Below are 13597 nucleotides of genomic sequence, written 5' to 3'. Positions count from 1 at the left end.
CCGGTGGCGGCCGGATCGGCGGCCGCGCGGCTCGCGACGGAGGCGTTCTCCCCGGCGGTCCTCGCGGTGCTCGTGCCGGTCGTGGTCGGCGCGCGCGTCGCGGATCCGCCCCTGCTGGGCGTCGCCTGGGGAGCGCTCGCGGCGCTCTTCGTCGGCGTGGTGCCCTACCTCGTCATCCGTCTGCTGATGCGCACCGGCCGGATCCACGGCGACCATCACGTGCCCGACCGGCGCGAGCGGGCGCTGCCGATCGCGCTGGCGCTGGTGTCGATAGCGGCCGGCCTGGTACTGCTCGCCGTGCTCGGCGCTCCTGCCGCGGTGACCACGTTCGGCGTGGTGACGGTGGCCGTGGTGCTCGCCGTCGGCGTGGTCAACCTGGTCTGGAAGCTGTCCGGGCACGCGGCGGTGGTCGCCACCTGCGCCGTCGTCGTGCTGATCGCCTACGGACCGCTCTCCCTGCTGATCAGCGTGCCCATCGTCCTCTGGGTGCTCTGGTCGCGGGTGCGCCTCGGCGCGCACACCCCCGCCCAGGTCCTCGCGGGCGCCGCCGTCGGCACCGTCCTCGCCGGGACCGTCTGGTCCCTGCTCGGCTGACGTCCGTCCCTTCCCGTGTGCCCTCTGGTCGCCGTCCGCGAGATTCCACTCGAGTGGGAGGTACGCCGTGGCGGGCTCACCCGAGCGGCATCTCGCGGAAGTGGTCAGCCGGCGTAGCGCGCGACGAGCTCCCGCTTGAGGATCTTGCCGCTGGGCCCGAGCGGGAGGGCGTCGACGAACTCGACGCGGCGGGGGAACTTGAAGGCGGCGAGGTGCTCGTTCGCGTAGGCGATCAGCTCCTCCGCGGTGGCGGTCGCCGACGGGGCGAGGATCACCGCGGCCATCACCTCCTGGCCGTGGCGCTCGTCCGGGATCCCGAAGACCGCTGCGTTCTGCACGGCCGGGTGCCCGATCAGCACCTCCTCGACCTCGCGCGGGTACACGTTGTAGCCGTTGCGGATGATCATGTCCTTCGTGCGGTCGAGGATGCGGACGTAGTCCTCCTCGTCCTTCGTGCCCAGGTCGCCGGTGCGGAACCAGCCGTCGATCACCGCCTCCGAGGTCGCCGCCGGATTGCCGAGGTACCCCTTCATCAGGTTGTGCCCGCGCACCACGATCTCGCCGAGCTCGCCCCGGGGGAGCAGCTCGACGCGGTCGGTCACGTCGGGGCGGGCGACCTCGACCTCGACGCCCCAGATCGGCGTGCCGACCGTGCCCGGCCGCGGCGGGACTCCGACGTGGTTGAAGGTGGCGACCGGGGAGGTCTCGGTGAGCCCGTAGCCCTCGTAGATCTCGACGCCGAACACCTCGCGGAAGCGCTCGATCACGGCGACGGGCAGCGCGGCGCCTCCCGAGACCGCGTAGCGCAGCGGCGGCCGGTCCTCGCGCCGGGTCGCGGCGTCGAGCAGGGCGACGTACATCGTGGGCACGCCCTCGAAGACCGTGCAGCCGTGGGCGATCATCGCCTCGAGCGCGGCGTCGCCGTCGAACTTCGGCACCAGGACGACCGTCGCGGCGGTGCGGAAGGCCGTGTTCATCGCGCAGACCTGCCCGAAGGTGTGGAAGAGCGGCAGCGCCCCGAGCACCACGTCGCCGCGGTGCAGGTCGAAGGTGTTCATCAGCAGGACGTCCGACTGCGAGACGATCGCGAAGTGCGTCCCCTCCGCCCCCTTCGGGCGGCCGGTGGTGCCGCTGGTGTAGAGGATCGTCGCCGTGTCGGAGGGGGAGCGGGGCACGTAGCCGTCGATCGGGGTCGCCTCCGCGGCGAGGTCCTCCAGGCGCGGGAGGGGCGAGGCGGTGCCGTCGGGCACCATCACGCTGAGCACGGGAACGTCGGCGAGGTCCGCTCCGGCGGCCCCCTCGGCGAGCAGCGGAGCGGCGCACACGAGCGCGACGGCTCCGGAGTCGCGGAGGACGTAGGCGATCTCGTCGTGCTTGAGCAGGGCGTGCACGGGGACCACCACGGCGCCGAGCGCGAGGACGGCGAAGTAGCCGCGGGGGAAGTCGGGGACGTTCGGGACGAGCAGGGCCACGCGGTCGCCCGGTCGGATCCCCTGGGCGCGCAGGGCTCCGGCGTAGGCACGGGTCTGCCGCCAGAGGGTCGCGTAGTCGACGGCCTGCTCGCCGACGCGGATGGCGATCGTGTCAGGGGTGCGCCGCGCCGCCTCCGCCAGGATGGCCGCGACGGAGAGGGTGCCGAAGCCGGCGGCGGGCGGGGGAGCGGCGGGGGCCTCGGCCGTGCGGGGTTCGGTGATGCTCATCAAGGCTCCAGTCGTCGTTGACCGCCGCGGCGGATGCCGGGTGCTTCACCGTAGATCCGCCGAGAGGCCGCGTCGAGCGATCCGCATCGGATGTTCAGCACGGACGGGCGGGGAGTGCGCATCCCGGCGCCGAGCGGAAGGGGGTGCGGGAGGCGCGGGCGGCTGCCTACAGTCGGACTGCTGCGGCCCGGTCCCGCGGGTCGGACGACGGGAGGCGCGATGCGCGGCGAGGCGACGCTCTACACGGACGCGGTGGTGACGGCTCCGTTCGCCCTCGCGGTGATCGCGGAGGCGACCGGCTCGCGAGTGGTCGGCGCGCGGACCGCGGACGCGCACGTTCCGCTCTACAGCGGTCCGACGAGCGCGCGGGTCGAGATCGCGGGGTTCGGCGACAGCGTGCCGGTCACCGTCGACGTGCGCGACGAGCGCGGGATCGACGAGGCGCGCGCGGCCGCGCAGGCGCTCGGGCTGGAGCTCGCCGCCTACGCGGGCTGGGAGGTCGTGGCCGGCTTCTGAGCGTCGCGACGGACCCGGGCGAGGTAGTAGCGGCTGGGCGCCGTCCTCACGATCGCGGGCAGGAGGCGGTAGACGGCGAAGGTGCGCGAGAGCGCCCGCTCGAACCGCGCCTCCTGCCGCGCGGTCCAGTGGAAGCCGAAGGGCTCGCGGAGCGCCGCCGGGAGCAGGCCGGCGGTGATCAGGCGGAGGTAGGGGCCGAGCGGGCGCAGGTACCAGGCGGCGATGCTCGGGCCCAGCAGGTCGTGGGCGACGCGGCGGGCGGCGGGCGTGACGTCGAGGCGCTCCACCTCCCGCTCCCAGTAGGCGTCGAACGCGGTGCGGGAGTCGGGCCAGAGGTCCGCGGGCATCTGCAGGGCCGCGCCGACGACGACGGAGCGGCGCACGATGTCGTCCGCCTCCTCCTCGCTCAGCGCACCGAAGGCGCCCTCGTAGAGCTGCAGCATCGACTGGGTGAGCGTCGCCGCGACCCAGCGCTGCAGGTCCGGGTCGAAGGCCGTGTAGCCGGGGCCGCGCACGGGCACGTGCGCCCTGTTCACGCGGCGGCGGACGGCGCGCACGTCCTCGGGAGTGCCGTAGTGCAGGACGTAGAGGTAGGAGAGCGTCCCGTGCAGGCGGTTCACGGCCCGGTGCACGAAGTCGGAGTGGTCGGCGACGCCCTGCCCGACCGCCGGGTGCGCGATCTGGAGGAGGATCGCGCGCGCGCCCGCCAGCAGGAACACGCCCTCGCGGAAGACGTCCGGGGTGCGGGAGGCCGACGACATGGCTCCACGCTACGCGGGAGCGGCGGGCGGAGGAGGAGCCGGTGCCCCCGGCGGGCGTCCGGCGGGCGCGGAGCGACCGCACGGGAAGCCCCCGGCGGGTGCGGAGTAGACTCGGCGCGGCCCAGGGACAGTGCCGAGACTCCGGCGTCGTCCGGGCCACCTCGAACTCGAAACGCAAGCGCGCTCGGCGCGGAATGGGAATGCAGCGTGGATCTCTTCGAATACCAGGCCCGTGATCTGTTCGAGAAGTACGGCGTCCCCGTGCTCCCGGGCATCGTCGCCGACACGCCGGAGGAGGTGCGCGCCGCGGCGGAGAAGCTGGGCGGCGTCACCGTCGTCAAGGCGCAGGTCAAGATCGGCGGCCGCGGCAAGGCGGGCGGCGTGAAGGTCGCGAAGACCCCCGAGGACGCTTTCGCCGCGGCGCAGTCGATCCTCGGCCTCGACATCAAGGGCCACGTCGTCAAGCGCGTCATGGTCGCCGGCGGTGCGCGGATCGACCGCGAGTTCTACTTCTCGGTGCTGCTGGACCGGGCCAACCGCTCCTACCTCTCGCTCACCTCCTACGAGGGCGGCATGGAGATCGAGCAGCTCGCCGTCGAGCGCCCCGACGCCCTCGCGCGCGTCGAGGTCGTCCCCGGCCAGGGCATCGACCAGGCCAAGGCCGAGGAGATCGCCCGCGCGGCGAAGTTCCCGGAGGAGCTGATCGCCAAGGTCGCGCCCGTCCTGGTGAAGCTCTACGACGTCTACACCGGCGAGGACGCCACGCTCGTCGAGGTGAACCCGCTCGTGCTCACCGAGGAGGGCGACATCGTCGCGCTCGACGGCAAGGTCTCGCTCGACGAGAACGCCGGCTTCCGCCACGCGGACCACGCCGCGCTCGAGGACAAGGACGCCGCCGACCCGCTCGAGGCGAAGGCCAAGGAGAACGACCTCAACTACGTGAAGCTCGACGGCGAGGTCGGCATCATCGGCAACGGCGCGGGCCTGGTCATGTCGACCCTCGACGTCGTCGCCTACGCCGGAGAGAGGCACAACGGCGTGAAGCCGGCCAACTTCCTCGACATCGGCGGCGGAGCCTCCGCCCAGGTGATGGCGAACGGCCTCGACGTGATCCTCGGCGACGAGCAGGTCAAGAGCGTCTTCGTCAACGTCTTCGGCGGCATCACCGCGTGCGACGCGGTCGCCAACGGCATCCTCCAGGCGCTCGAGATCCTCGGCGACTCGGCCACGAAGCCGCTCGTCGTCCGCCTCGACGGCAACAAGGTCGAGGAGGGCCGCGCGATCCTCCAGGCCGCCGCCAACCCGCTCATCACGCTCGCCGCGACCATGGACGAGGGCGCCGACAAGGCCGCCGAACTCGCCGCCGCGTAACGGACCCGACGACTCAAGGAATCAGAGAACAAGCATGTCGATCTTCCTCACCAAGGACTCCAAGGTCATCGTCCAGGGCATCACCGGCGGCGAGGGCACCAAGCACACCGCGCTGATGCTCAAGGCCGGCACGAACGTGGTCGGCGGCGTCAACGCCCGCAAGGCCGGCACGACCGTCACCCACGGCGACGTCGAGCTCCCCGTCTTCGGCACCGTGAAGGAGGCGATGGAGGCCACCGGCGCCGACGTCTCCATCGCGTTCGTGCCGCCCGCCTTCTCGAAGGACGCCGTCATCGAGGCGATCGACGCCGAGATCGGCCTCCTCGTCGTCATCACCGAGGGCATCCCGGTGCAGGACTCCGCGGAGTTCTGGGCGTACGCGCAGGAGAAGGGGAACAAGACGCGGATCATCGGCCCCAACTGCCCCGGCATCATCACGCCGGGCGAGTCGCTCGTGGGCATCACCCCCGCGACGATCACCGGCAAGGGCCCGATCGGCCTCGTCTCGAAGTCGGGCACCCTGACCTACCAGATGATGTACGAGCTGCGCGACCTGGGCTTCTCGACCGCCATCGGCATCGGCGGCGACCCGATCATCGGCACGACCCACATCGACGCGCTCGCCGCGTTCGAGGCCGACCCCGAGACGAAGGCGATCGTGATGATCGGCGAGATCGGCGGCGACGCCGAGGAGCGCGCCGCGGACTTCATCAAGGCGAACGTCACGAAGCCCGTCGTCGGCTACGTCGCGGGCTTCACCGCCCCCGAGGGCAAGACGATGGGCCATGCCGGCGCCATCGTCTCCGGCTCGGCCGGGACCGCGCAGGCCAAGAAGGAGGCCCTCGAGGCCGCGGGCGTGAAGGTCGGCAAGACGCCGTCCGAGACGGCCGCCCTGCTCCGCGAGGTCTACGCGGCGCTCTAGCGCCCGTCCTCCCCGCACCACCGTCGGAACGGACGGTGCCCCTGCTCCGGCGGGCGGCGCCGTCCGTTCCGTCGTCGGGGCGGGTCCGGCCGGAGTAGCGTCGCAGAGTGACCCGCCGCCTCGGACTCGACCTGCTGACCTTCGTGCCGTACCCGAAGGGCCCCGAGCAGCCCGGCGACGCCGCGCGGAGCCTCGAGGACGGGCTCGCTCTGCTCGAGCTCGCCGAGGAGCTCGGCTACGGCACCGGCTGGGTCCGCGTGCGGCACTTCGAGCGCTACCTCGCATCTCCGATGACCTTCTTCGCGGCCGCCTCCCAGCGGACCCGCCGCCTCCGCCTCGGGACCGCGGTCATCGGCGCCCGCTACGAGTCGCCCGTGCGCCTCGCCGAGGACGCCGCGACCGTGGACCTGCTCTCGGGCGGACGCCTCGACCTCGGCGTCAGCAGCGGCTTCGCGCATCTCGCCTCCGTCTTCGACGGGGTGTTCGGGCAGGCCGAGCGCGACTTCCGCGAGGAGGCGCAGGAGCGCATCGCGCGACTCCGCGAGGCGCTCTCGGGCGCCGTGCTCGGCGTCGCGGAGTCGGCCCTGATGTCGGTCCCGGTCGGCGCTCCGCTGGTTCAGCAGCCGCACGCGCCCGGCCTCGCCGACCGGCTCTGGTACGGGGCGGGAACGGTGTCCTCCGCGGTCCGGGCAGGCGAGCAGGGCATGCACCTGCAGGTGTCCACGCTCAACACGGAGGAGACGGGCCTGCCGTTCGCCGAGCAGCAGGCGGTGCAGATCCGCGCCTACCGCAAGGCCTTCTCCGCCGCGCACCCGGGGCGCACGTCGAGGGTGACGGCGGGCCGCATCGTGCTGCCGCTGCTCGACGCCGCCGACGAGGAGGCGCACCGCCCCTTCATCGAGGGCTACCTCGCGCGGATGGACGACGAGGGCCGCCCCCGCACGGCCGACCGGTCGATCATCGCCGCCCCGATGCGCTTCAGCCCCCTCCACGTCGGGAGCCCGGAGCGGATCGTCGCGTCGCTCGCCGCGGATCCGGCGCTCGCGGAGGCGGACGCGCTCACGGTGACGCTCCCGGCGGTCGGCGGGGTGGAGTCGCACCGGCGCATCCTGCGCGCCGTCGCCGAGCGCATCGCCCCTCAGCTGGACGCCCGGCGCTTGAGGATCAGCGCCGCGCGAGCAGTGCCCGGACGGGCCTCTGCAGCAGGAGCAGGAGCAGCCACCAGAGCCCGACCGACGGGATCAGCAGCGCCAGCGCCAGTGCGACGAGGAGCAGCGCGAAGGGCAGCAGGGCGGGCGCGAGCGGCAGGGGCCCTGCGCCGGGCCGCCTGAGCTCCGGGTGCCGGGAGAGGCGCAGCTCGATCAGGACCAGCGCCCCGCTCATCGCGGCCATCGTGCCGATGTAGAGCCCGATCGTCGCCCGGGAGTCCGGGAACAGCGCCAGCGCGCTCGTCGAGAACGGGAAGAACGCCAGCGCGGCCAGCCAGAGCAGGTCCAGCCACACCAGGGCGCCGTCGTAGTCCCCGGCGATCTCGAAGACGCGGTGGTGGGGGATCCAGAAGACGGCGATGACCGCGAAGGAGAGCGCGAAGGCGAGGACCGAGTCCAGGTGCTCCGCGAGCAGCGCCGGGACTCCGCCGCCCTCCCGGGCGACCTCGGGAGCCAGCTGCACCAGCGGCAGGACGAGGACGGTGATGGCGATGGCGGCGGTCGCGTCCGAGAAGTTGACGAGCCGGTCGAGCCCGCGCTCCGTCCGGCGGTGGGCCGCTCGTCCTCCGGGGCGACCGCGGTGCACCAGGCGCTCGATCGGACCCGAGAGCAGGAGCAGCAGGAGCGCGAACATGTTGACGGCCGGCACGGCGACGGCGAGCACGAGGGCCGCGAGGAGGACGCTGATCACGATCAGCGACCTCGAGAGGGAGCGCCGCGGTTCCGCCCCCAGGGCCAGGAGATCCGGGTCGCGGCGCACGATGAGCTGCATCGCGAGGGTCGCCGCGCTCGCCGCGATCATCGTGCCGATGTAGAGCGCGATGACGCTGCCGTCGGTGTCGAGCACGTTCGAGATCAGGTTCGCCGCGAAGGGGAGCAGGACGACCGCGGCCAGCCAGACGAAGTTCGCGACGACGAGCGCGGGCGAGTACCGGGCCACGCCCTCGAAGACGGAGTGGTGGACCGCCCAGAGCCGCCCGATCACGGCAAACGTGATGAAGAAGGCGGAGAGGGTGCCGTAGTGCCCGGTGAGGAGGGACCCCAGATCGGCCGCGCGGCCCTCCTCGACCACGTCGACCAGGGGGAGGACGAGGAACGTGATGGCGATGGCGACGACGGCGTCGGAGAAGTTCACGAGGCGGTCCAGGCCGCGCTCCGTCCGTGCGTCCGAGGTCCCCGTCATGGCTCCGACACTAGAGGGCCGGGCGGCGCGCCCCTGACCCGCCTCCGAGCGCGCCGCCGCTAGGCTCGTCAGGCCCATGAACCGGATCACCGTCGCCCTCCTCGCCGCCTTCGACGCCGCGCTGTCGGCGCTGATCGGGATCGCGATCCCGCTCGTCCCGCTGACCGTCCTCTGGGCCGTGCAGTACGACACGACGGTCGACTTCGGCGTGTTCTGGCGGGTCGCCGCCGACGCCTGGCTGCTCGGCCACGGGGCCGACCTGCAGGCGGCGCTGGCCCCCGACTCCGCACTCGCCGTCGCGCTGCCCGGAGGCGCGGGCGCCTTCCCGGTGACGATCGCTCCGCTGGCCTTCGCGCTCCTCACCGTGCTGCTCGGCGCGCGCACCGGCCGCCGCGCCCAGGAGTCGCCGTTCCGGGCCATCGGCGTCCTCATCGCGATCGCGACCTACCTGGCGATCGCGCTCCTGGTCTCGCTCGGATCCGCGGACCCGGCCGCCACCGTCGATCCCCTGCAGGGGACGCTGCTGCCGCCGCTCGTCTTCGCGCTGGGGGTGCTCGTCGGAGCAGCACTCCACTCCGCCCGCAGCGACGAGGCCGACCCCCTCGGCGAGCTGGCCGCCTCCGCGCTCGACCGCGTCCCCGCGCCGGGGCCCGGGCTCGTCCTCGCGTCGCTGCGCGGGGGAGCGCTCGCCGCGGCCGGCGTGGTCGGAGTCGCGGCGGTGCTCGTCGCCGTGCTGCTGGTCGTGCACTACACCTCGGTCGTCGCGCTCTACGAGAGCCTCGGCGCCGAGGCGCTCGGCGGCCTGGCCCTCACTCTCGGACAGCTCGCGTTCCTCCCGAACCTGGTGATCTGGGCGGCGAGCTGGCTGATCGGCCCGGGCTTCGCCCTCGGCACCGGCTCCTCCGTGAGCGCGGCCGGAACGCTGCTCGGACCGATCCCGTCGATCCCGGTCCTCGCCGCACTGCCCGCAGGGGACTCGGCCTTCGGATTCCTCGGACTGCTCGTGCCGCTGCTCGCCGGGTTCACCGCGGGATGGCGGCTGCGGCGCGGCGTGATCGAGGCGCTCGACGGACGCTCGCTGCTGCACTGGGGCGCGGCCGCGGCCGGCGGGATCGGCGTGGTCGGCGGCCTGCTGCTCGGGCTCCTCGCCTGGTTCTCGGCGGGCGCCGCCGGGCCCGGGCGGCTCGCCCAGGTGGGCCCGGACCCGCTCGTCGTCGGGGCGGTCGCCGTCCTCGAGCTCGCGCTGGCCGCGGGCCTGGGCCTCGCCGCGGGCCGCAGCCGACGCGGCTGACGCCGGCGGAGGCGTCCCCCTAGACTTGCGCAGTGCTGAAGTTGGTCGTGCTCCTCTCCGGCGGCGGATCGAACCTCCGCGCCCTGCTGGACGCCGCCGGCGACGAGGGCTTCCCCGCCCGCATCGTCGCGGTCGGCAGCGACACCGACGCCGAGGGCTTCCGCCACGCCGAGGAGCGCGGAGTCCCCGCCTTCACGGTCGCGCCGTGCGACTTCTCCTCCCGCGACGAGTGGGGCGCCGCCCTGCTCGGGCGCATCCGGGAGTGGGAGCCCGACCTCGTCGTCTGCGCGGGCTTCATGCGCATCCTGCCGCCCGTGGTGGTGGACGCGCTCAGCCCGCGGATGATCAACACGCATCCCGCCCTGCTGCCCCTCTTCCCCGGCGCCCACGCCGTCCGCGACGCCCTCGCCGCCGGCGCGACCGAGACCGGCGTCACCGTGCACGTGATCGACACCGGCGTCGACACGGGCCCCGTCATCGCCCAGGAGAGCCTCGCCGTGCTCCCCGGCGAGAGCGAGGACGCGCTGCACGAGCGCATCAAGACCATCGAGCGTCGCCTGCTGGTGCAGACGGTGCTCGACATCGCCCACGGAACCGTCGACCTCGAGGAGCTCGCCCGCGCATGAGCATCACCGCCCACGACCCCAGCAGCTACGACGACCGCGACCGGGTCCCCGTCCGCCGGGCGCTGATCTCGGTCAGCGACAAGACCGGCCTGCTCGAGCTCGGAGCGGCGCTCGCCGCGGCCGGCGTCGAGCTCGTCTCCACCGGCTCGACCGCAGCGACCCTCCGCGGCGCCGGCCACGAGGTCACCGACGTCTCGGCCGTCACCGGGTTCCCGGAGTCGCTCGACGGCCGCGTGAAGACGCTGCACCCGGCCGTGCACGCGGGCATCCTCGCCGACCTGAGGCTCGCCTCGCACCGCGAGCAGCTGGAGCAGCTCGACATCGCCGCGTTCGAGCTGGTCGTGGTGAACCTGTACCCGTTCCGCGAGACCGTCGCCGGCGGCGCCGACGCGGCGACCGTGGTCGAGAACATCGACATCGGGGGCCCGGCCCTCGTCCGCGCCTCCGCGAAGAACCACGCGAACGTCGCGATCGTCGTCGATCCGGCCGACTACTCCGGGATCGCGACCGCCCTCGCCGACGGCGGCACGACGCTCGCCGCGCGCCGCACCCTGGCGGCCCGCGCCTTCGCGCACACCGCCTCCTACGACTCCGCCGTCGCCGCCTGGTTCGCCGGGCAGGAGGCGGCCGAGGGCGTCGAGGGCTCGGTCGAGATCCGCGGGACCCTGCAGCAGGTCCTCCGCTACGGCGAGAACTCGCACCAGAAGGCGGCCCTCTACGTCTCGCCCGACGGCACCGGCATCGCGCAGGCGACGCAGCTGCACGGCAAGGAGATGTCCTACAACAACTACGTCGACGCCGACGCGGCCGTCCGCGCGGCGTACGACTTCGTACTGCCCGCCGTCGCGATCATCAAGCACGCGAACCCGTGCGGCATCGCGATCGCGAGCTCGAAGGCGATCGACCCCATCGCCTCCGCCCACCGCCGCGCCCACGAGTGCGACCCGGTGTCGGCCTTCGGCGGCGTCATCGCCGCGAACCGGCCCGTCACCCTCGCCATGGCCGAGACGGTGAAGGAGATCTTCACCGAGGTGCTCGTCGCCCCCGGCTACGAGCCCGAGGCGCTCGAGGTGCTGAAGACCAAGAAGAACCTGCGCCTGCTGCAGCTCCCCGACTTCTACGCCCCCGTCGAGCGCGAGTTCAAGCAGATCTCCGGCGGCCTGCTGCTGCAGGAGCCGGACCGCTTCACCGGCGGCCCCGGCGAGGTCAGCTCCGGCTGGCAGCTCGTCGCCGGCGAGCCCGCCGACGCCGACACGATGCTCGACCTCGAGTTCGCGTGGAAGGCCTGCCGCGCCGTCAAGTCGAACGCGATCCTCCTCGCCAAGGGCGGCGCCTCCGTCGGCGTCGGCATGGGCCAGGTCAACCGCGTCGACTCCTGCCACCTCGCCGTCACCCGCGCCGGCGACCGCGCCCCCGGCTCCGTCGCCGCCTCCGACGCGTTCTTCCCCTTCGCCGACGGCCTCGAGGTGCTCCTCGCCGCCGGCGTGAAGGCCGTCGTCCAGCCCGGCGGGTCCGTCCGCGACGCCGAGGTCATCGACGCGGCCGCCCGCGCCGGCGTCACGATGTACACGACGGGGGAGCGGCACTTCTTCCACTGAGTGACGGGCGCTCCGCGCCCGTCACTCGGTGGAAGAAGTGGTGTTCGATCTCCCCGCCGCTCCCTGCGCGGCGGGGCGCGGTCGGCTTCGCGACGGGGTGCGTTCCGTAGAGCGGGGTGCGTCGCCGGTCGCGGGAATCGCTTGGCACGCGATTCCCGCTGAGTCGGCTCTGCCTTGCGGTGGGCGGTTTCCCGGCCGCTCCTCGCGCGGCGGGGCGTGGTCGGTGCCACGACGTGAGGCTTTCCATGGAGTGGGGGCGTCGCCGGTCACGGGAATCGCTTGGCACGCGATTCCCGCTGAAACCGCTCTGCGGTGCGGTGAGTGGCTCTTAGGGGGCTGCTAGGGGATCGACAGGCGAGGCGCGGGCGGGGGCGCGTAGGGTCGCCGGGTGCCTTCCGACTCGACGCCCGCGTCCACTCCCGACACCCCGACCGCCGCCTCCACGACCGCCCCGAACCGGGACCGCGCGCCCGGGACGGGCCGCCGGATCCTCGTCGCGCTGCTCGCCGCCGCGGCGACCGCGCTCGTGGCGCACCTCGCCAACCTGCTGGCCTTCTTCATCGGCAACCAGCTGCAGCCCGGCTCCATCCCGCAGGTCAACGCCTACTTCCTGCTCTCGAGCGTGCTCGGCTTCGTGGTCGTCCTCGTCCTCGCCGTCGCGGGGATGCTCGGACGCACCTGGAGCGCCGCCCTCGCGGGACTCGTCGCGGGTGTGGTCGGAGCCGTGTTCGGCACGCTCGTCCAGGCCAGCGCCACCGGCGAGGCCGTCACGGGCGCCGTCTGGGCCTCCATCTTCCAGACCTTCGCCGGACTCAACCTCGTCTTCCTGCTCGCGTTCACCGTCTCGGCGGCGAGCGTCGGCCGCGCACTCTGGTACCGCCTCCGCACCACGGGCGCTCCGGCCGCCGTCGTCACCGACCGCCGCATCGCGATCGTCCGGGCCCCGGCCGCCGACCTCTCGGCGGGCGAGCTCACCCACCTCGAGCGCGTCCCCGTCGACCAGCAGCGCGCCCAGCAGCAGTGGGAGGCGTACGTCGACCTGCTCGAGCGGGCCGGCTGGGAGACGGTCGAGGCCGCACCGGCGCCCGGACTCGCCGACTCCGTCTTCCTCGAGGACGCGGTCGTCGTCTTCGGCGACCACGCCGTGATCGCCCGGTCCGGAGCGGAGTCCCGCCACGGAGAGACGGCGGGCGCCGAGGAGGCCGTCCGCGCCCTCGGCCTGACGGTCGACCGCATCGAGGAGCCGGGCACGCTCGACGGCGGCGACGTCCTCAAGGTGGGATCGACGGTCTACGTCGGCCGCGGAGGCCGGACCGACGCGGCGGGGGTAGCCCAGCTGCGCGCGATCCTCCGCCCCCGCGGGTACGACGTCGTCGCGGTCCCGCTGACGAAGGTGCTGCACCTCAAGAGCGCCGTGACCGCGCTGCCCGACGGCACGGTCATCGGCTGGGAGCCGGTCGTCGACGAGCCGCGCCTGTTCCCCTCCTTCCTGCCGATGCCCGAGGAGGCGGGCGCCCACGTGGTCGTCCTCGACGACGACACCCTCCTGATGGCCGCCTCCGCTCCCCGGAGCGCCGAGCTGCTGCGGAGCCTGGGCTACCGCGTCCTCACCGTGGACGTCTCGGAGTTCGAGAAGCTCGAGGGCTGCGTCACCTGCCTCTCGGTCCGCGTCCGCTGACGGCGGAGGCGGGGGGAACCGCCGGATCGCGGCGGCCGCTGGACGGAGCACATAGCCCGGGTATAGCCTTCAAGGCTGCCCGGAGCTCTCCGGCCCGGTGGCACCTCCCGCCTCCCCGCCCACCCGGCAGGGGAGGCGGGAGGTGCCAC

11 protein-coding genes and 1 pseudogene are annotated in these 13597 nt (G+C 73.5%); 9 read left to right on the top strand and 3 right to left on the bottom strand.

Annotated elements, in window-relative coordinates; translation table 11 throughout:
* Positions 1-3 precede the first annotated feature (3 nt).
* Complete coding sequence (locus C5C54_RS15785) at positions 4-594, top strand: phosphatase PAP2 family protein (RefSeq protein ID WP_104267785.1); 591 nt, start codon at positions 4-6, stop codon at positions 592-594.
* A gap of 104 nt (positions 595-698) precedes the next feature.
* Here the strand turns inward: C5C54_RS15785 and C5C54_RS15780 are convergent, their stop codons facing one another.
* Positions 699-2294, bottom strand: coding sequence for a long-chain fatty acid--CoA ligase (locus C5C54_RS15780; protein ID WP_104288766.1), 1596 nt, complete (start codon positions 2292-2294; stop codon positions 699-701).
* Positions 2295-2513: 219 nt separating this feature from the next.
* On the opposite strand from C5C54_RS15780, the gene C5C54_RS15775 reads away from it, so the two are divergent.
* Complete coding sequence (locus C5C54_RS15775) at positions 2514-2810, top strand: hypothetical protein (protein WP_104224926.1); 297 nt, start codon at positions 2514-2516, stop codon at positions 2808-2810.
* Here the strand turns inward: C5C54_RS15775 and C5C54_RS15770 are convergent.
* Positions 2777-3571, bottom strand: coding sequence for an oxygenase MpaB family protein (locus tag C5C54_RS15770; RefSeq protein WP_104288765.1), 795 nt, complete (start codon positions 3569-3571; stop codon positions 2777-2779). The two genes, C5C54_RS15775 and C5C54_RS15770, sit on opposite strands and share 34 nt — an antisense overlap.
* Positions 3572-3778: 207 nt before the next feature.
* On the opposite strand from C5C54_RS15770, the gene sucC reads away from it, so the two are divergent.
* The 3 genes and pseudogenes from sucC to C5C54_RS18410 all read left to right on the top strand — a co-directional run.
* Positions 3779-4942, top strand: a complete 1164-nt coding sequence (gene sucC / locus C5C54_RS15765) for an ADP-forming succinate--CoA ligase subunit beta (RefSeq protein ID WP_104224928.1) — start codon at positions 3779-3781, stop codon at positions 4940-4942.
* A gap of 34 nt (positions 4943-4976) precedes the next feature.
* On the top strand, positions 4977-5864 hold the full coding sequence (gene sucD / locus C5C54_RS15760) for a succinate--CoA ligase subunit alpha (protein WP_104224929.1): 888 nt from the start codon (positions 4977-4979) through the stop codon (positions 5862-5864).
* A gap of 107 nt (positions 5865-5971) precedes the next feature.
* Positions 5972-6973, top strand: a pseudogene (locus C5C54_RS18410) (LLM class flavin-dependent oxidoreductase); the annotation flags it as partial.
* Positions 6974-7028: 55 nt separating this feature from the next.
* Here C5C54_RS18410 and C5C54_RS15750 read toward each other — a convergent pair.
* Positions 7029-8255 carry a TMEM175 family protein gene (locus C5C54_RS15750; RefSeq protein ID WP_181127917.1) on the bottom strand — a complete coding sequence of 409 codons (1227 nt, stop codon included), beginning with the start codon at positions 8253-8255 and terminating at the stop codon, positions 7029-7031.
* Positions 8256-8331: 76 nt separating this feature from the next.
* Between C5C54_RS15750 and C5C54_RS15745 the strand changes: the two genes are divergently transcribed.
* The 4 genes from C5C54_RS15745 to ddaH all read left to right on the top strand — a co-directional run bounded on the left by C5C54_RS15745 (position 8332) and on the right by ddaH (position 13448).
* Entirely contained in the window at positions 8332-9546 is a 1215-nt protein-coding gene (locus C5C54_RS15745) for a DUF6350 family protein (RefSeq protein ID WP_104288762.1), read from the top strand.
* 32 nt (positions 9547-9578) lie between these two features.
* Positions 9579-10172 (top strand): phosphoribosylglycinamide formyltransferase, encoded by a 594-nt coding sequence (purN, locus tag C5C54_RS15740; protein ID WP_104288761.1) that lies wholly within the window; start codon positions 9579-9581, stop codon positions 10170-10172.
* A complete protein-coding gene (gene purH, locus C5C54_RS15735; protein ID WP_104288760.1) occupies positions 10169-11770 on the top strand; it encodes a bifunctional phosphoribosylaminoimidazolecarboxamide formyltransferase/IMP cyclohydrolase in 1602 nt (533 codons plus the stop codon). Before purN ends, purH begins: the two co-directional genes overlap by 4 nt.
* Before the next feature lie 388 nt (positions 11771-12158).
* Positions 12159-13448 carry a dimethylargininase gene (ddaH, locus tag C5C54_RS18470; protein ID WP_104288759.1) on the top strand — a complete coding sequence of 430 codons (1290 nt, stop codon included), beginning with the start codon at positions 12159-12161 and terminating at the stop codon, positions 13446-13448.
* The last annotated feature ends 149 nt before the right edge of the window (positions 13449-13597 follow it).

The sequence above is a fragment of the Rathayibacter sp. AY1F2 genome, from assembly GCF_002930885.1.
Taxonomy (GTDB): domain Bacteria; phylum Actinomycetota; class Actinomycetes; order Actinomycetales; family Microbacteriaceae; genus Rathayibacter.
This window is presented reverse-complemented; position numbering and strand designations above follow the sequence as displayed.